Below are 15,406 nucleotides of genomic sequence, written 5' to 3'. Positions count from 1 at the left end.
GCTCCTGCCGCTTTCCAGGAGTTGGTTTAAAGGGACTTTGCTAGAAGCCCATTGGCCCTATTGAAGGGGGCAGGTCAGCAGATCCCGAACGACAAGGCCACAGATACACGTTGATCCGAACACCGGTAGCCCAAGTTGTCGCCCTAACGGCGCAACGACTCGTTGTGGCGCGGCGGAAACCAGCACGACCGTATAGTCGAGACGACGATAACGACGAATCCGACGGACAAGGTCGAGGTTGGTTGCGGTGCCGTCGGACAAGATCTCGCTGGTAAGCCTGCCCATATCGTGCGCATTGATCATCTGCGTCGCAAAATACTCGACGCGTCTGCGCAAGGTTGCGAGCGGTAGCAACTTCGAGAAAACAGGTACGCTGGCGCGCAACCAGCTTCGCCATCTCGAACCTTCGCACCACCGATCGAGAATGTGCTCATGCAGATTACCGTCAATGAGTGTCTTGTCGACATCGAAGACGATGAATTGGCCTTGACTCATTCAGGCGCTCCGATCAACGACTCCTCGAATCGTTGCAACGGATCCAGATGCGCGGTCATACAGTGCACTGCGAGGCCCGGTACGGGTGTGAGCAATGGCCGCTTCAGTCGCTGAGTCAGCCGAAGAAACATCTGATGATCGTTCTTCGTTGAATACAGATACTTGAAATCGCGGCACAGCGCGCCGAACTTCACGAGGAAGGTGCCACAGGTCGACGGTGCGGAAACCCAATGGCGTGTTGCCGTCACGTAGAGCGTGGAGCGCGAATATCGGTGCGGTAATTTGTATCGATCCGGATGATCGTAAAGCGACAGGTATTCGATGCCCGGCAATGCCTCGTATGCCTCGAAAACTTAATCAACCCAGTTGTCAGCGTGAAGATAATCGTTTTCCAGCAGGTAGACGATATCGTCCGGCTTCAACGGCATGGCACGGACCACTCGGAACATCGTGAGCACCGCTTCCACCGCAGATTTTGCCGCGAGCAACTTCACCTGCACGTGCAGTCCGCAATTGCGCAACCGTTGCTCAAAAGAGTCTGCCTCCAGTTGTGCCTGTGTCCCGTTATACAAGACGACAATTTTCACGCGATTCGCGTGAGCGCTGGCCTTCACCGTGCGCACAAGATTATCGAAGCATTTGTTATGGTCGAAGCCCGCCGGGCGCGCTTTCGGCGGGAAACGCTTTGCGTCCTGAGAAATGTAGACGTGGCGGAAAACCACGACGAGATCCCCGGTGACACCGCGAGCGGCCGCCGTTTGTTTCGCTGGCGATTTACCCAACCCCTTTAACGCCCGCCACGCCGCACGCAAAACCGGCGAACGCCGAATCGCCTGATTCGTCGCAAGGTTTCGCACAAGGCGCGCATCTTCCGCGTCGGGATGCAGCAGTTCGGAATCGATTTCGTATGTCATAGATATGCAATGTCCACCATGCCTCAGACCCGTCGGATTCGAGGCGTTACGTACCTGAGTACGGCCTCCCGCATCACCGACGAACCGATGGCAGCTGCGACAACCAGGATCATGCCAATAGCGCAGAAAATGAATAAGTCGATGAGTCGATCACCCTGCCACTTCACCGTCCACGAAAGCAATGCGGCGGGAATCAGTGTCGCCAAAACAATCGTGCCCACATCTCGCACGAGCCACGCCACGTGCAATTTCGGCAGAAAGGTTCGATGTACGACCGGCAACCAGAGTGCAAAGGACGCCGTATTCAGAGCGAGCCACGTCCAGCAAGCACCGATCACGCCAAATTGGCTCGTTGCCCAGATGAGCGAGGGGAAAAATACGCCCCCAAAAATCACGTTCCCGATAATGTGGAGGCGCATGTTGCCGTGCGCATATTGAAGCAGGATCGACAGCCCGCTCAGACACAGCAGTCCGTTACCGAGTGTGTAGAAAATCAAAATCGGTGCAGCATGCGACGAGAGAACGGCGTCTCCCGTCCAGACGAAAAGAATGTGATGCGCGAACAACGCGATTGCGACGACTACCGGGATCACCACGACGCCTACCCATTGCGTTGTGGCCCGATATAGTCGCGTAATTTCGTTCTCTTCACCTTCGGCATGCAGTTTCGTGATTTTTGGCATGACCGAATTGGTAATCGGCCCCGACGCCATCAACACACCGCCAGCAACGAGAACGCCCAGGGAGTAATAGCCGTACTCGTCCAGGGGAAGGCGATTCGACAGAATCAACTTGTCGGTCTGCGTGACCAGCACCCATACGGCAGACGTGAATGCGGTGCTCAGCGCAAACTTGAGCACCGGCGCAATTGCGCCAACAAGGCTCTCGACGGACCAACCGATCTCTTCCCCGGCGGAAAGTGAAGGAAGATGCTTCCTCACCATCGTCATCAATCCCAAAAGCTCGACGAGCGCGACGAGAAACTGGTAAGCGAAAAACGCCACGGGCGACGAAGACACCCAAATCAGAACGAGCAACGCGCCCGGGAATCGCAACGTCGCGATGATCGCGTTGAATCCGCTAAGCCACACGAATTGCTCCGAGCCCGAGACCACCCCACGAAACAGGCCGGACATCCATCGCAACGAGACGCCGAGCGCCATCAATTGAATCGAGGTTCGGACGTCTGCAAACGGCAAATGCTGGACCTTCAGCCACGTATGCGCGATGAAACCTGCGCCAAACATCAACGCGGCGCCTCCGACTATCGCGATCGCCGCGAAAATCAATTGAAGACTGCGCAACAGTCGCCGGTAATTCAAAGCCGAGAGCGCGCCGCCGCGATAGCGAGCCGTTTCGCGCGCGACAGTCGGACTCAGGCCAAGGTCAAGTAAGTTGAACCAGTTCTGTAACAGCGTAAAAAATCCGACCAGTCCGTAAGCCTCTGCGCCCAAATGCCGAACATAGAACGGCAGGATCAGAATGCCGATCAACGTAACGTAGGCTTGCGCGCCATAGTTGGCCGCGATGTTGTATCTCAAGGACACAGAGCGATCCCGCCTTGCTTCAAAGAGGTTCCGATTAGCATTTTCATACCGGCTTAACGGCGGAGCGGCCCGTCGTCGTTGGCGGACGAATCCAGCGATCGTTTCATGACGTAACGACCGGCGGTCTCGCGAAGCACGTCGAATCCGGATTTTTTATAGAGCGCCACCGCAGGAGCATTCTCCACGTCGACTTCCAGCTCGACACTCGAGAACCCTCGAGCCTGCGCCGTCGCTACCGCCGCGGCGACCAGTCCGGCACCCACTTTCGAGCCTCGCGCCGAAGGGGCAGTGAGTACCAGCGTGATGAAAGCCCGTTTCGCATCGGGATCATTGCAATAAAAAGCAATAAACGCGTCGCACTTGCCGTTGCGATAATGACGAAAGAATTCGGCGTGACGATGGATCTTTTCGACATAAGCGTCAAAGTCGCCCGGGATGAACTTCCCGCCACGACGAACGTTTTCGTCGAACAGCAATTCGCGAATCTCGTCGGTGACCGACCCGCCGGAAGACCCCGTCTGGCTATCAGTCCGCACGCTCGGCTCCGGCATTGAGCGTCTCTTTTCGCAGTACTTTGAGCTCCAGCGTCAACGTATCGAGAAGTCGTTCGAGATCTGCGAGCGTCGTTTCCTGATGCACCGGCAGATTGAGAATGCTCTGCGAAATCCCATGGCTCACCGGATACACACTGCGATCGATCTCTGGAATCATCCGGTAATAGAGCGCGACGGTCGGCATGCCATGATCCGCCAAACGGAAATACAGCTTTTCGCGCAAACCGTCGTGAATGCAAATAGGGAAATCATGCGGAATCTTGTCCCCTATTTCGGGATAGAGCACCGTCACCCCTTCGACACCGGAAAGACGTCCGGCGATGTATGCATAATTCTCGCGGCGGATGCGATTGACGGTCTCGAAATCGGTCGCGTACAACTGTTCCACGACAGTGGGATCACAACCGGCATTGGCAAAATCGATGTCCAGGAACGCCGAAGGATTGTTGATCTTGAGCATCCCGCCCGAAGGGGCTGCGATTGCCTTGTGCAAGCTGTAGAAGGCCGCATCCCCAACTTGCCCGATCGGGCCAGGAGCGGTTAGAACGCCCGAAACGTGCGCGCAATCCTCGATCATTACCACGGCATTGGCGTCGCAAAGCGCCCGCACTCGTGCCAAATCAACTTCCACGACGCCGAAATAATGAACCACGAGAATCAGGCCGACGTCGCCGTTCGCAAGCTGGCGGGCGATATCGTCGTAATCGGGGCGCAGAAGATCGTCGACCCGATAAAACGCAGGGTTTGCCTGCGCCAATTCGACGGGATCGAAGATGCCGGAGCCTTCACGATCGGTGATACCGATATACGCCGGAAGCAAAACCTTCTTGTGTTTCGAATGCGGCGTTCTTTCGATGACGTACCGCCACGCTTCTCGCGCGGCACCGGCGAATTTCAATCGACGCGAGAATGCATCTCGCTGCTCGGGATTTTTCAGGATAGCCATTTACTTTTCCCCCGCCTCCACCAACTCAGCCTTTGTCTTCAGAGAGAAATCGTTCTCGAGCATCGCTTTGATATCGTCGATCGAATTCCACATCATCACGTCGACGATGGATAGGCCAGGCACGAATCCCTCGCGCCGCTGCTTGTACGGCGTCAATGTCGGTTTGAGAAACGTCAGCTTCACACCGTTCGCGGCATACTCGGCCTCGTCGAAAATCTCGACGCCGCCATGAGGATTGATGTATTCGTCGGCGCCGAGTTGTTTCGAGATTTCCAGCGCCCATTGACCCGGCGTCTCAACTTGCGACGTATCGAAACCGGCTCGTGACTGTGTCAGGAATTCACAGCGCATATCGAACGTACGTGCCGTCGTTCTCAGGGTATGCTCAAGGAACGCCGAAAGATCGTCGTGCGTCGCTGAGAAGCACTGATTCACGAAGGCGACAGCGTCTTTGTAAAACGGCGCCTTCTTCTTGTACATGGTCAACTTGCCAAGAATCTGCTCTCGCCACTTCGCAGTATGGTCAACGCGGAGCGCCGAGATCTTGTCGAATTGACCACGCTTGCTCAGAGGCAAGGTGATGAACTGCCATTCCTTTTCTTCATCGGGATGGAGTATCCGATTACGGTTCACCCACCCCTTATCGATGAACTGAATATCATCGAAAATTACCCACTTATCGACCAGATTCATCAACTGAAGATAGCCGATATAGGGTAGAAAATACGGCTGCATAATGCCTACCTTCATCGTCCCAGCTCCTGAATCGTGTCGATGATGCGTTTGACGTTTTCATCCTCAAGTGCCGGGTAGATCGGCAGACAGATAACCTTGTCCGCAGCCGCAGCCGCATGCGGCAAATTGCTTCGCTGCGCAGACGGCAGTCCGCGATACATCGGGAAGTCGGAAATCAGCGGATAGAAATACCGGCGGCCGTGGATGCCTCGCTCACCCAGCGCCTGATACAACGCATCGCGCGAAAGTTTGTAGTTCTCGTGCACGAGGATGGGGAAATATGCGAAGTTGGCCTTCGCTTCGCCGGCGTCCGGCAAACATTCGATTCCCGTAACGTCTGCGAGACCCGTGCGGTACGCTTTATCGACGACCTCACGACGTTGCAACGCAGCATCGACGTGCTTTAGCTGGAGCATGCCAAAGGCTGCGTTCACTTCGCTCATCTTGCCATTGATGCCAGGCGCGACCACCGTGACTTCGTTGACGAAACCGAAATTCTTGAGCTGATCCACGCGCTGCTTCGTTTTGGCATCCGGGCAAATCAGCGCGCCGCCCTCGAAGGTGTTGAACACCTTCGTCGCGTGAAAACTGAGCGCGGAAAGATCGCCGTGCCGCAAGACGCTACCGCCCGCGTCCTGAACACCGAACGCATGCGCGGCATCGTAGATGACCTTCAGATGATAGTTGTCGGCGATCTTCTCGATCGCTGCCGTGTCGCATGGATGACCATAGCAATGTACCGGCATGATGGCCGTCGTGCGCGGCGTAATGGCCGCCTCGATTTTTGCCGGGTCGAGATTCAGCGTCTTGGGATCGACGTCGACGAATACGGGGGTCAGTCCATTCCAAAGCAGCGAATGTGCAGTCGCCACGAACGAGTATGGCGTCGTAATAACTTCGCCCGTAATCTTCAGCGCCTGAAGCGCGGTGACGAGCGCAAGCGTGCCGTTGGAGAACAACGCAACATGCTCAACCCCAAGATACTCACACAGCGCTTTTTCAAGCTGCTGGTGGAATGGCCCCCCGTTGGTCAGCATCTTCCGATCCCAGATTTCCTCGAGATACGGGATGAACTCCTCAAGCGGAGGCAGGGTCGGTTGCGTTACGTAAATTGGCCTGGTCGTCATCAGGAAATTCCGGTGTTTATTGCGACATGACACGGTACTCGCGGGCGTCGCAGTCCAGGACGTCCTGGACTGGCTCAAGCGACGCGCGGCGTTCCGCTGCGTTAGTGGTTTTCTTTTCGGCCGTAGATGTCTTCCAGCCTCACGATGTCATCCTCTCCGAGATATCCGCCGGATTGCACTTCGACAACCTCTAGCGGCGTATCGCCGGGATTCGTCAGGCGATGGACTTCGCCAACAGGTATGTACGTCGACTGATTCTCGGTAAGCCGTGAGACCTTGTCGCCACACACGACGTCTGCAACGCCCGATACGACGACCCAGTGTTCGGCTCTATGCCGATGCTTTTGCAAGCTCAGGCTGGCACCCGGCTTTACCTGGATGCGCTTCACCTTGAACCGGTCGCCCTCGTCGACGCTGTCATACCATCCCCACGGGCGATAAACCTTCCGATGCAGATCTCGTTCGCCGCGGTTCCCATGGCCGAGTGTCTCGACAATTTTCTTGACCCGCTGACATTCGTTCTTGTGCGTCACAAGGACCGCGTCGGCCGTTTCCACGACAACCAGGTCCTCGCCACCGACAACGGTGACAAGACGGCTCGTCGCATGAACTAGCGTGTTACGGGTTCTCTCCAGAATCACGTCGCCGACGTGCGCATTCCCACTCTCGTCTTTCTTGAGCGCATCCCAAACGGCGTCCCATGCACCGAGATCGCTCCAACCGGCATCCAGGGCGACCATCTTGATGGGGAACTCGCTGCCCGGGCACCGCTCGATCACCGCATAGTCGATCGACTCGCCAGGGACTTCGAGAAACGCGTCACGGTCGGGACGAAGAAACGCGCCGTCTCGTGTCCGTTGTTGCCAGGCCGCATTGACCGCGTCCGCAATGTCAGGCCGGAAAGCGCGCAACGCCTGTAGCCAAACCGACGCGCGCACGACGAACATTCCTGCATTCCAGAAATAGCCGCCCTCATCCAGGTACTTTTGTGCGTCGCTGGCATTGGGCTTTTCGACAAAGCGCTCAACGGCAGACACGCTTTCGTCGGCGCTGTCGGCGCGTGCCTGGGCCCGAACGTAGCCGAACCCGGTCTCGGGCCGGTCCGGCGTGACGCCCAGGATAACGAATGCGCCCTCTGCGGCGTGGGTAACCGCGCGCCGAACGGCTGTGAGGAATGCCGTTTCGTCAGTGATCGCATGATCTGACGGCGTGACGACCAGCACAGGATCGTCGCCCGCCTCACGTGCCGCGAGTGCGGCCAGCGTCAGTGCCGGTGCAGTGTTACGGCCAACCGGCTCAAGCAGGACGCTCGCGGGTTCGACACCGCTTTCCCGCATCTGTTCTGTCACGAGGAAGCGATGGGCTTCGTTGCTGACAACGTACGGTGCGGTCAGTTTGATGTTCGTGTCGGCCACCCCGATAAGACGCGCCAGCGCTTGCTGAAAAAGCGTCTCACGCCCCGTCAGACTCAGAAATTGCTTGGGGAAGCCCGAGCGGGACAGTGGCCAAAGGCGGGAACCCGAACCACCGCACAAGATGACTGGACTAACTACAGGCATTTTGCTCATGTCCCTCATTCTGTTGATTTTCAACCTCGAACTGGAGCGCCCCGATCTCGGCCTTCAGCGCCTCGTATTCCTGCATCTTTCGCGACAGGAATTCGCTGGTCAGCGCAGCTTTCTCGGTAAGCCCGCGGGGCGTCAGAATATAGACGTAGCCGAACTTGTTTTTCGAGTTGCTGAAGTTCTGCACCTTCACCCAACCCTTGGCAATCAATGCTTTCAGGCAATAATTCATCCCGCTCACGCTGACGCCAAGCTTCTCGGCGAGTTCGCGCTGGGTGATGTCCGGCGTCTCCTGCAAAATTCGAAGGACTCGAAAATCGGTATCCCTCTGGATTAACGTCTGACGACTCGACATAGGGCAAGCACCTTTCTGAATTTTCCAGGAATGGAATAGCTACTCGGCAGGAGGCCGGCTTGCCGTCGCGTTTCCGAACATCGCGAATGCAGCGCAGCCGACTTCTGCACGAAGTCGAACAATTCTATCAGCACTTGCGAATGCGCCCATACGATGACAAGTATTTATGAAGAAATTCGGTGCCAACCCCGACGGAGTATCGGCAAAATCGCACTCAGCGCTCGGATGACAGGGAAACCCAAAGCGAAAAGCACCAAGTGGAAGCGATGAACGGCAGAAATGCGACATGGGAGCAGGCTCCCACGGGAAAACGAGAGATTGGTGGAGCGGAGGAGGATCGAACTCCCGACCTTCGCATTGCGAACGCGACGCTCTCCCAGCTGAGCTACCGCCCCACATCAAGCAGCGATTATATCGGTTTTTGCGGGACTGGCGAGCAGCCGACAAAATTGCTCGGGATTATATCGAGGGGATGCCGACGACCCGGCGGCCCTCTCGCACCCGCCCCTCAACCCCGAGGCGCCACGAATCGTTCAGGCCGCGCCCTCATTGCCCTTCATGCCCTTGATGAGCGGGACCTTGGGCGCCTTCGCCACGACCGTCTTCTGCGCGCGCAGATAGCGAGCCACCACATCCCACACCGGCTCGCCCTGCGCCCCTTCGGCGACCGGGGCCCAGCCTGCCACCTTGTATGTCTTGCCCGCCTCGATCGGCTTGCCGTTCAGACGCATGTCGGTAATGCGCTTGCCCATCGGTGCCATCGGATCGATCGCGTAATCCATGCCGCCCACGCGGACCATGTCGCCCCCCTGCTGGTAATACGGATCGGGGTTGAACAGGTTGTCGGCCACATCCTCGAGCACCGTCTTGATGGTCTCGCCAGTCATCGGCGTGAGCGTCGTATACGGATAGGTGATCGCCGTCTGATCGAGCAACTGCTCCATGGTGATCGTCTGCCCCGGCAACAACGACGTTCCCCACCGGAAACCCGGAGAAAAGCCGATCTCGGCGTCCTTCTCCGCCATGACCGCATCGAGCAGCAGTTGATCGAACGTACCATTGAAATTGCCGCGTCGATACAACAGGCCTTCGGTCACCGCCAGCGGCTCGGCCAGCCTGGCCGCAAACGGGGCGCGTGCGCGCTCGATGAGCGCCTGCATCTGCGCATCGGCCGGCAGCAGATTCGCGAACACCGGCATCAGCTTGTAACGGAAATCCACCGGCTTGCCACCCTTCACGTCGAAGTCCAGCACCCCCAGGAACTTGCCGTTCGAGCCGGCATTCGTCACGAGCGTCTTACCCCCGGCATTCGGAACAACGACGGGCTTCGGAACACCGTCGTGCGTATGGCCGCCCATGATCGCATCAATGCCACGCACGCGCGACGCCAGCTTCAGATCGACGTCCATGCCGTTGTGCGAGAGCACGACCACGACCTGCGCGCCCTTGCCGCGCACCTCGTCGACCATCGCCTGAAGGCGCTCCTCCTGGATACCGAACGTCCAGTCCGGCACGAAATAGCGCGGATTCGCAATCGGCGTGTACGGAAATGCCTGACCGATGATCGCCACCGGCACGCCGTTCATTGTCCTGATCGTGTATGGCGAGAAAACCGGATCGCCGAAGTCGTTCGTCTGCACGTTCTGGGCAACGAAATCGATCTTGCCCTTGAGCTGCTCCTCGACAACGGATTTCACGCGCTCGGCACCGTAGGTGAATTCCCAGTGCGCCGTCATCACGTCGACCCCGAGCGCCAGCGTGGCGTCGACCATGTCCTGGCCCTTGGTCCACATGGCCGTGCCCGAACCCTGCCAGGTGTCACCGCCGTCGAGCAGCAGCGCGCCAGGGCGCGACGCCTTCATGCGCTTGACGAGCGTGGCCAGATGCGCAAAACCGCCCACCTTGCCATACGTTCTCGCCGCGGCGGCGAAATCGAGATAGGTGAACGCATAGGCCTCGGGCGTGCCGGGACGCAACCCGTACGCCTTCAGGAATGCCTCGCCCACGAGATGCGGGGGCTTGTTCGCCTGGTCGGCAATGCCGAGATTCACGCTCGGTTCGCGGAAATAGATCGGCAGCAACTGCGCATGGCAATCGGTGAAGTGCAGCAGGTGCACATTGCCGAACTTCGGCAGATCATAGAACGCCGCGGCCGCCTGGGCCGCCGCCGTCTCCTGATGCGACAGCGCCATGCCGCCCGCTGCCGCCACCGCCAACACCTGCATGAACTCGCGTCGATTCATTTCGTCTCCGTGGCGCACGCATCGCGCGGCGCTCCTGCCTTGTCAATGTCTGTCGTGGGCTGCGGTTGCCTGTCGAAGCCACCGCCGGGCTCACTTGCCCGCGTAATCGGCCAGCGCCGCCACGTCCTCGCCAAACATCTCGCCCACTTCCTTGCGCAACACCTTGCCGTTGCGCCCGATCACATAGAGTTCTGGCAAGCCGCGACGCTTGCCGAGCGCGGCCTGCCACGCGTCGTTTTCCATACCCGCCGGAAACGTGTAGCCGTGCGCCTTGAGATAGTCGACGGCGTCCTGAGGCTTCTTGTCGATCGACAGCGTGACGATCTGGATCGGCTTGCCGCGCGTGGCCTCGAAAAGCTTTTGCACGTGCGGGTTCTGCTGCGCGCAGAACGGACACCACGACGCCCAGTACTCGACGATCACCGTCCGATCCTTGAACGCGCTCGCGGGCATCGTCTTGCCATCCAGCAGCGTGAGTGACGGCAGTGAAACCGTGTCGCCCACCTCGAGCGCGGTCGCGGGCGCACTCAGGCACATCGCCAGCAAGGCCACGGCCGAGGCGCGCGAGCCAATGCGATGAATCGAATCCATCAGGGGTTTCATGCGGCACTCCGGAGGCCGGGTGCAGACTGCCGTGACCGGATGACGAGATCCGGCCGCGGCACGTCTGTTCACGCGGCGATGCGCAAGCGCGTTATTGATTGACCGGCGAGGCCGGATCGAGCAGCAGCGCCATCACATCCTTCAACTGCTGTTCCGTCAGAATGCCCGCCGAGCCGAATCGCGGCATGTTCGAGCACGCCATGAAGCTGTGCGAATCGTAGACCTTGGCCCACGTGTACTTGACCACCTCGGGCGAATCACCACGCAGCTTGCCGTAGTTGTACAGCGACGGACCGATGTTGCCGAACGAGATTTCGCTCTTGGTCAGCTGGTGACAGGCGTAACAGTTGCCGCCGTTGACCGTGTCGGCCTTGTCGGAAAACTGCATGCCACGGCCGTTCTGCGCCACCTTCTCGCCTTCCTTCCAGTCGCCGAGATACTTGCCGTCGGCCGGCGCCTTGACGCTCGCCAGTTCCGCCTTTTGCAGACGCTCGGCAACCTTTGGCGGCATGGGCTTGGTGGCGTACTGCGTGCACAGCTTCTGCAACTCGCTCTGGTCGATGCGATCGAGCTGGGCGATGCCGGAGCCGTGGAATGAATTGCGCAGTTCCTGCACGACCGCCGCATCGGTCGTCCCGGTGACGAGCTTCACGCTCTCGCCCTCGGCAAAGGCCATGCCGACGACGAGTGCCCCGGCCGCTGCCAGCGCGACGCCCGTCGCGCGCAATGCGAATGTTTTCATGGGTATGCCTCGTGGTCGGTCAGCGCTTCAGGCCGGGGGCGTCCATCTTGCCGCCATTGGCCATCACACCGATGAAGGTAATCAGATCGATCGACGCCTGCGAGCCGTAATTCAGCACGGGCATGCGCTGCTGACGGAAACAGTCGTTCATCCGCCACTGCATCGTGCGCAACGCCCCTTGCGAGACGCGATACCCCGGCCACGTCGCAAACGCCTGACGCGCCGCGACAGGTTTTGTCAGATTCGGCAGATCCTGCAAGCGAATGCGCTTGTCGTCCGCCCCGTGGCACGACGCGCACGAAAAGTCGTACGGACCCGCCCGGTAATAAAAGATCTTCTGTCCGCGCGCGTAGGCTTCCTTCTCTTCCTTGTGCGACTGCGGTACGCGGATGGTCGCGCCGCGCGACTGACCGGCGACGTAGGCAGTGAGCGACTCGAGATCGGTCGGGTCCTGACCTTCCTTGGAGAAGGGCTGCTTGATGACGTCCGCACGCTTGAAGCCCTGCAGATTCACCATGCACTCGACGATGCGCGACTCGGCATCGAGCACGCGCCCAGTGTCGGGGAAGTAGCGCGGAAGTTGCGCGTAGGCGTCCTTCACGACGCCGGGGCCCAGGCCCAGGTCGCACTGCGCAAGCGATACGTTGTTCGGGCCGCGCGGCGTCTTCCAGAGCGCTTCGCCACGCATTTCGACGAGTTCGGCCGGATTGCCGTCGGCCAGCATCTCGCGGTATTGCGCGATGGCATCGGCCGTGGAGCTCTCCGCGGCGAATGCGGGTGCGCTCAGGCCCGCGATGGCGAGCATGCCGCCAAGCACTGCGCCGCGCATGCCGGGCCGCCATGCGGCGCGGCATGTGTTGCGCGACCGTGCGCTATGTTGCGCCTCGTTCATCTGAGTCTCCTCTTTGTGGGGTTGGTCGGCGCGCGACGGGGACCCTTCCCCGCAAGCGCCCGCTTGCACACACTGCGCGGCACGACCGCAACGCCACGCCGTCCCACCCGGCCGGGATGCCTGGCGGCAGGCATGCCAGCCTGCGCGCCGCCGAGGCATTCCGACGCTCGCCCCGTTGTCAGGCGATGGTTGCCTCGTCAGTACGCGAGTCGCCCTTGTTGTCGGTCCACGTGACCGAGACCTTGTCGCCCTTCTTGGCGCCCTTGAACTTGAACGACATAAACGGATCTTTCGACACCGCCGGCCCCCATTGGGCCGACAGCACCGTCTTTCCGTTGCTCGTGACGGTCACGTTCTGGATGAAGTGTGCCGGTACGATATTACCGGAAGCGTCCTTGCGCTGGCCGGTTTCCATGATGTGGCTCATCAGCACCTTGACCTCGACGACACCGCCGGCCTCGGTTGCGCGAATGCGCATCGGGTTACCCATGTTGTGGCTCCTCTAGTTCTACGATGCGTCGCTCAACCGCCGCAACCGCCCAGCGTGACCTTGACTTCCTTTTCGGCCACGAGGTACTTGTTGTCCGCCTTGACGAGCGCATAGACCTTCGAGGTCTGGCCCATCTTCACGCGCGTGGTCACCGATGGCTCCGTGCCCTCGGGAATATCGAACGACGCGGCGAGCGTGTTCGGATTCTTTTCGATCAGAATCGCGATCATCTGCGTGTTTGGCGCCTTGCTTGCCACCACCACCGGCACGACCGCACCGTTCTCGGCGATGTCGGGAACACTCAGCACGACCTGATCGCTCGGGCTCGCGCTCGTGCCGCCGAGCGCCTTGACCGTATCGGCCACGCTGCGGGTGGCAAACGCCGCCTTGTTCCACTCCTGTGCCGCGCGGGCCTCTTCGGGCTTGATCAGCCCGGCGGCAACCGCCAGTCCCATTACCGCGGAAAACCGCAGCATGTCGCGTCGCTGTTGGTTCATCTCTATGAGTTTCCTTCTTTGAAGGCCGCCGCCGCGATACGCACGGTATGTGCGCATCGCAACGGCCGCCGTTCGCCCGCCAGACCGGCCGCCACGACTACGCGACAACCGGCCGGCGAGCCCCCTGCCCCGGGCTTACTTCGCCGGGGCGCCTGCCAGAACCCACTCCACCAGGGTCTTGGCGTCGGCATCCGACAAGTTCGGGTGCGCCGGCATCGGAATCGGACCCCAGACGCCCGAGCCACCGCCCTTCACCTTCTTGACCAGCTTGGCCACGGCATCCTTGTCGCCCTTGTACTTGGCTGCGACATCCTGATAGGACGGGCCCACGAGTTTCTTGTCGACGGCGTGGCAACCCATACAGGCGTTGGCGGCCGCGAGCTTGGTCGCTGCAGCGACATCGACACCGGCGTGCGCCAGCGAGGTACCGGCCAGCATGGCCGCAGCGATCAGCAACTTCTTCATCGTATCTCCTTCGGTTTGTGTAGGGGACGGGGTCCTGCGGCAGCCTGGGTGACATGGCGCGGCCGTCGGACACCCTGCCCGCTCAATGTGCACCATGGAGAATCCAGTCGACCATCGTACGGACGTCGGTTTCGGCGACCTGCGACTGCGGCGGCATTGGCATGCTGCCCCAGTTACCGGCGCCTCCGGCACGTATCTTCGCCACCAGTTTTTCAGCCGCATCCGACTGCCCATGATACTTGGCGGCGACCTCCGAGAAGGCGGGCCCGATCTTCTTGTCGGTCACACCGTGACATGCCAGACAACCGTTCTTGTCCGCAAGCGTTGCTGCCGGTGACGTCGCAGCGGCGGTTTTGGCCGGCGCGTCCGGACTCGCCATGCCGAGCGTGGCGAGAGCCGCGGTCTTGCGCACCGACGCATTTTGCGCGGCGGTGCCCGACAGCGGCGGCAGCTTCGTATCGATACCGCGCACCGGGCCGATAATCCGGTTTTGCGCGGCCAGATCCCCATGTGCGTCGCGGGCGTACGCAGGGAGTGCGGACGTCACGATACCAGCCTCGGGACAATCCTGCATACACGCCTTGTTATGAGTGTCCGGTTTGTCGCCCACGCGCCACATGCCGTGCGCGCGTGTCATCCCGTTGCGATTGGGCATGAGTTTCTGCACGTCGGCGATGTTCTTGTCGGAGAGCACGAAATCCGACGGCACGATCTCGCCGAGGTTCAGGATGTACGCAGTGACGGCGTACACCTCATCCGGCGTGAGCGAGCGCGGCGCGTTCCACGGCATGGCGCGGCGAATGTAATCCCAGATCGTGGAGATCGTGTCGACCTTCATGAGCGTCGTGCGCACCGGCTGATTGTTCGCGCGCAGCGACGCCACGTGCCCCGTCTTGATGTCGTCGGCCGTGGTGCCGCCCACGAGCGGGTTGAACACCTCGTTGCTCTCGCCGAACGTGCCATGACACGACGCGCAGCGCGCATCGAACAGCTTCTGGCCGTCAGCAACCGACCCGTGCCCCTTGGGCAAGCCCTTGAAGTCGGGGCGCACGTCGATGTCCCAAGCGCTGAGTTCCGCGGCCGTGGCGTCGCGACCGATGCCGGGCGGTGCCTTGATCGGCGCTTGCGCCCCGCCTGATCCCGGTTTCTGCACCGTGGCCGGTGCGGCCTGTGCCGGGCTGGAAAGCCATGCAAGCACGGTCATCGCGGCAACGGCCAGCGCCCCCGCCCACAATC

18 protein-coding genes and 1 tRNA gene are annotated in these 15,406 nt (G+C 60.1%); all 19 read right to left on the bottom strand.

Annotation, left to right across the window (positions count from 1 at the left end):
* Positions 1 to 57: 57 nt before the first annotated feature.
* The 19 genes from PMO31116_RS18135 to PMO31116_RS18045 all read right to left on the bottom strand — a co-directional run bounded on the left by PMO31116_RS18135 (position 58) and on the right by PMO31116_RS18045 (position 15,374).
* Positions 58 to 495, bottom strand: a complete 438-nt coding sequence (locus tag PMO31116_RS18135) for a haloacid dehalogenase-like hydrolase (protein ID WP_150567939.1) — start codon at positions 493 to 495, stop codon at positions 58 to 60.
* Entirely contained in the window at positions 492 to 827 is a 336-nt protein-coding gene (locus PMO31116_RS18130) for a hypothetical protein (protein ID WP_150567938.1), read from the bottom strand. Before PMO31116_RS18130 ends, PMO31116_RS18135 begins: the two co-directional genes overlap by 4 nt.
* A gap of 21 nt (positions 828 to 848) precedes the next feature.
* On the bottom strand, positions 849 to 1,409 hold the full coding sequence (locus PMO31116_RS18125) for a hypothetical protein (protein WP_150567937.1): 561 nt from the start codon (positions 1,407 to 1,409) through the stop codon (positions 849 to 851).
* A 23-nt stretch (positions 1,410 to 1,432) separates the two neighbouring features.
* Complete coding sequence (locus tag PMO31116_RS18120) at positions 1,433 to 2,950, bottom strand: lipopolysaccharide biosynthesis protein (protein ID WP_174971450.1); 1,518 nt, start codon at positions 2,948 to 2,950, stop codon at positions 1,433 to 1,435.
* 59 nt (positions 2,951 to 3,009) lie between these two features.
* Complete coding sequence (locus PMO31116_RS18115; protein ID WP_150567935.1) at positions 3,010 to 3,507, bottom strand: GNAT family N-acetyltransferase; 498 nt, start codon at positions 3,505 to 3,507, stop codon at positions 3,010 to 3,012.
* Positions 3,482 to 4,456: a DegT/DnrJ/EryC1/StrS family aminotransferase gene (locus PMO31116_RS18110; protein ID WP_150567934.1), complete on the bottom strand. Its 975-nt coding sequence runs from the start codon at positions 4,454 to 4,456 to the stop codon at positions 3,482 to 3,484. The genes PMO31116_RS18115 and PMO31116_RS18110 overlap by 26 nt, the downstream gene beginning before the upstream one ends.
* Complete coding sequence (locus PMO31116_RS18105; RefSeq protein WP_150567933.1) at positions 4,457 to 5,206, bottom strand: WbqC family protein; 750 nt, start codon at positions 5,204 to 5,206, stop codon at positions 4,457 to 4,459.
* A complete protein-coding gene (locus PMO31116_RS18100; RefSeq protein ID WP_150567932.1) occupies positions 5,203 to 6,318 on the bottom strand; it encodes a DegT/DnrJ/EryC1/StrS family aminotransferase in 1,116 nt (371 codons plus the stop codon). The genes PMO31116_RS18105 and PMO31116_RS18100 overlap by 4 nt, the downstream gene beginning before the upstream one ends.
* Positions 6,319 to 6,419: 101 nt before the next feature.
* Positions 6,420 to 7,886: a mannose-1-phosphate guanylyltransferase/mannose-6-phosphate isomerase gene (locus PMO31116_RS18095; RefSeq protein ID WP_425494808.1), complete on the bottom strand. Its 1,467-nt coding sequence runs from the start codon at positions 7,884 to 7,886 to the stop codon at positions 6,420 to 6,422.
* Positions 7,864 to 8,238 (bottom strand): MarR family EPS-associated transcriptional regulator, encoded by a 375-nt coding sequence (locus PMO31116_RS18090; protein WP_150567931.1) that lies wholly within the window; start codon positions 8,236 to 8,238, stop codon positions 7,864 to 7,866. The genes PMO31116_RS18095 and PMO31116_RS18090 overlap by 23 nt, the downstream gene beginning before the upstream one ends.
* A gap of 319 nt (positions 8,239 to 8,557) precedes the next feature.
* Positions 8,558 to 8,633: transfer RNA gene (locus PMO31116_RS18085), tRNA-Ala, on the bottom strand.
* A 138-nt stretch (positions 8,634 to 8,771) separates the two neighbouring features.
* Positions 8,772 to 10,481: a thiosulfohydrolase SoxB gene (gene soxB, locus PMO31116_RS18080; RefSeq protein ID WP_150567930.1), complete on the bottom strand. Its 1,710-nt coding sequence runs from the start codon at positions 10,479 to 10,481 to the stop codon at positions 8,772 to 8,774.
* Between the two features lie 90 nt (positions 10,482 to 10,571).
* The gene (locus tag PMO31116_RS18075) at positions 10,572 to 11,084 is read right to left on the bottom strand and encodes a TlpA family protein disulfide reductase (protein ID WP_246185361.1); all 513 of its coding nucleotides are present in this window, start codon (positions 11,082 to 11,084) and stop codon (positions 10,572 to 10,574) included.
* 91 nt (positions 11,085 to 11,175) lie between these two features.
* A complete protein-coding gene (soxX, locus tag PMO31116_RS18070) occupies positions 11,176 to 11,826 on the bottom strand; it encodes a sulfur oxidation c-type cytochrome SoxX (protein ID WP_150567929.1) in 651 nt (216 codons plus the stop codon).
* A gap of 19 nt (positions 11,827 to 11,845) precedes the next feature.
* Positions 11,846 to 12,631 carry a sulfur oxidation c-type cytochrome SoxA gene (soxA, locus tag PMO31116_RS18065; RefSeq protein WP_246185365.1) on the bottom strand — a complete coding sequence of 262 codons (786 nt, stop codon included), beginning with the start codon at positions 12,629 to 12,631 and terminating at the stop codon, positions 11,846 to 11,848.
* 265 nt (positions 12,632 to 12,896) lie between these two features.
* On the bottom strand, positions 12,897 to 13,208 hold the full coding sequence (soxZ, locus tag PMO31116_RS18060) for a thiosulfate oxidation carrier complex protein SoxZ (protein WP_150567928.1): 312 nt from the start codon (positions 13,206 to 13,208) through the stop codon (positions 12,897 to 12,899).
* Positions 13,209 to 13,240: 32 nt separating this feature from the next.
* The gene (gene soxY, locus PMO31116_RS18055) at positions 13,241 to 13,705 is read right to left on the bottom strand and encodes a thiosulfate oxidation carrier protein SoxY (RefSeq protein WP_023598447.1); all 465 of its coding nucleotides are present in this window, start codon (positions 13,703 to 13,705) and stop codon (positions 13,241 to 13,243) included.
* Positions 13,706 to 13,840: 135 nt separating this feature from the next.
* Positions 13,841 to 14,170, bottom strand: coding sequence for a c-type cytochrome (locus PMO31116_RS18050; RefSeq protein WP_023598446.1), 330 nt, complete (start codon positions 14,168 to 14,170; stop codon positions 13,841 to 13,843).
* A gap of 82 nt (positions 14,171 to 14,252) precedes the next feature.
* Complete coding sequence (locus tag PMO31116_RS18045; protein ID WP_150567948.1) at positions 14,253 to 15,374, bottom strand: c-type cytochrome; 1,122 nt, start codon at positions 15,372 to 15,374, stop codon at positions 14,253 to 14,255.
* Positions 15,375 to 15,406 lie beyond the last annotated feature (32 nt).

This window comes from Pandoraea morbifera (assembly GCF_902459575.1).
GTDB classification, from domain to species: Bacteria; Pseudomonadota; Gammaproteobacteria; order Burkholderiales; family Burkholderiaceae; genus Pandoraea; species Pandoraea morbifera.
This window is presented reverse-complemented; position numbering and strand designations above follow the sequence as displayed.

Excerpts from the sequence above, each read along its gene's own strand:
- PMO31116_RS18100 (WP_150567932.1), bottom strand. The coding sequence starts at position 6,318 with ATGACGACCAGGCCAATTTACGTAACGCAACCGACCCTGCCTCCGCTT.
- soxY (WP_023598447.1), bottom strand. The coding sequence starts at position 13,705 with ATGAACCAACAGCGACGCGACATGCTGCGGTTTTCCGCGGTAATGGGA.
- PMO31116_RS18105 (WP_150567933.1), bottom strand. The coding sequence starts at position 5,206 with ATGAAGGTAGGCATTATGCAGCCGTATTTTCTACCCTATATCGGCTAT.
- soxX (WP_150567929.1), bottom strand. The coding sequence starts at position 11,826 with ATGAAAACATTCGCATTGCGCGCGACGGGCGTCGCGCTGGCAGCGGCC.
- PMO31116_RS18050 (WP_023598446.1), bottom strand. The coding sequence starts at position 14,170 with ATGAAGAAGTTGCTGATCGCTGCGGCCATGCTGGCCGGTACCTCGCTG.
- soxA (WP_246185365.1), bottom strand. The coding sequence starts at position 12,631 with ATGCTCGCCATCGCGGGCCTGAGCGCACCCGCATTCGCCGCGGAGAGC.
- soxZ (WP_150567928.1), bottom strand. The coding sequence starts at position 13,208 with ATGGGTAACCCGATGCGCATTCGCGCAACCGAGGCCGGCGGTGTCGTC.
- PMO31116_RS18075 (WP_246185361.1), bottom strand. The coding sequence starts at position 11,084 with ATGAAACCCCTGATGGATTCGATTCATCGCATTGGCTCGCGCGCCTCG.
- soxB (WP_150567930.1), bottom strand. The coding sequence starts at position 10,481 with ATGAATCGACGCGAGTTCATGCAGGTGTTGGCGGTGGCGGCAGCGGGC.
- PMO31116_RS18045 (WP_150567948.1), bottom strand. The coding sequence starts at position 15,374 with ATGACCGTGCTTGCATGGCTTTCCAGCCCGGCACAGGCCGCACCGGCC.
- PMO31116_RS18110 (WP_150567934.1), bottom strand. The coding sequence starts at position 4,456 with ATGGCTATCCTGAAAAATCCCGAGCAGCGAGATGCATTCTCGCGTCGA.
- PMO31116_RS18115 (WP_150567935.1), bottom strand. The coding sequence starts at position 3,507 with ATGCCGGAGCCGAGCGTGCGGACTGATAGCCAGACGGGGTCTTCCGGC.
- PMO31116_RS18125 (WP_150567937.1), bottom strand. The coding sequence starts at position 1,409 with ATGACATACGAAATCGATTCCGAACTGCTGCATCCCGACGCGGAAGAT.
- PMO31116_RS18090 (WP_150567931.1), bottom strand. The coding sequence starts at position 8,238 with ATGTCGAGTCGTCAGACGTTAATCCAGAGGGATACCGATTTTCGAGTC.
- PMO31116_RS18095 (WP_425494808.1), bottom strand. The coding sequence starts at position 7,886 with ATGAGCAAAATGCCTGTAGTTAGTCCAGTCATCTTGTGCGGTGGTTCG.
- PMO31116_RS18135 (WP_150567939.1), bottom strand. The coding sequence starts at position 495 with ATGAGTCAAGGCCAATTCATCGTCTTCGATGTCGACAAGACACTCATT.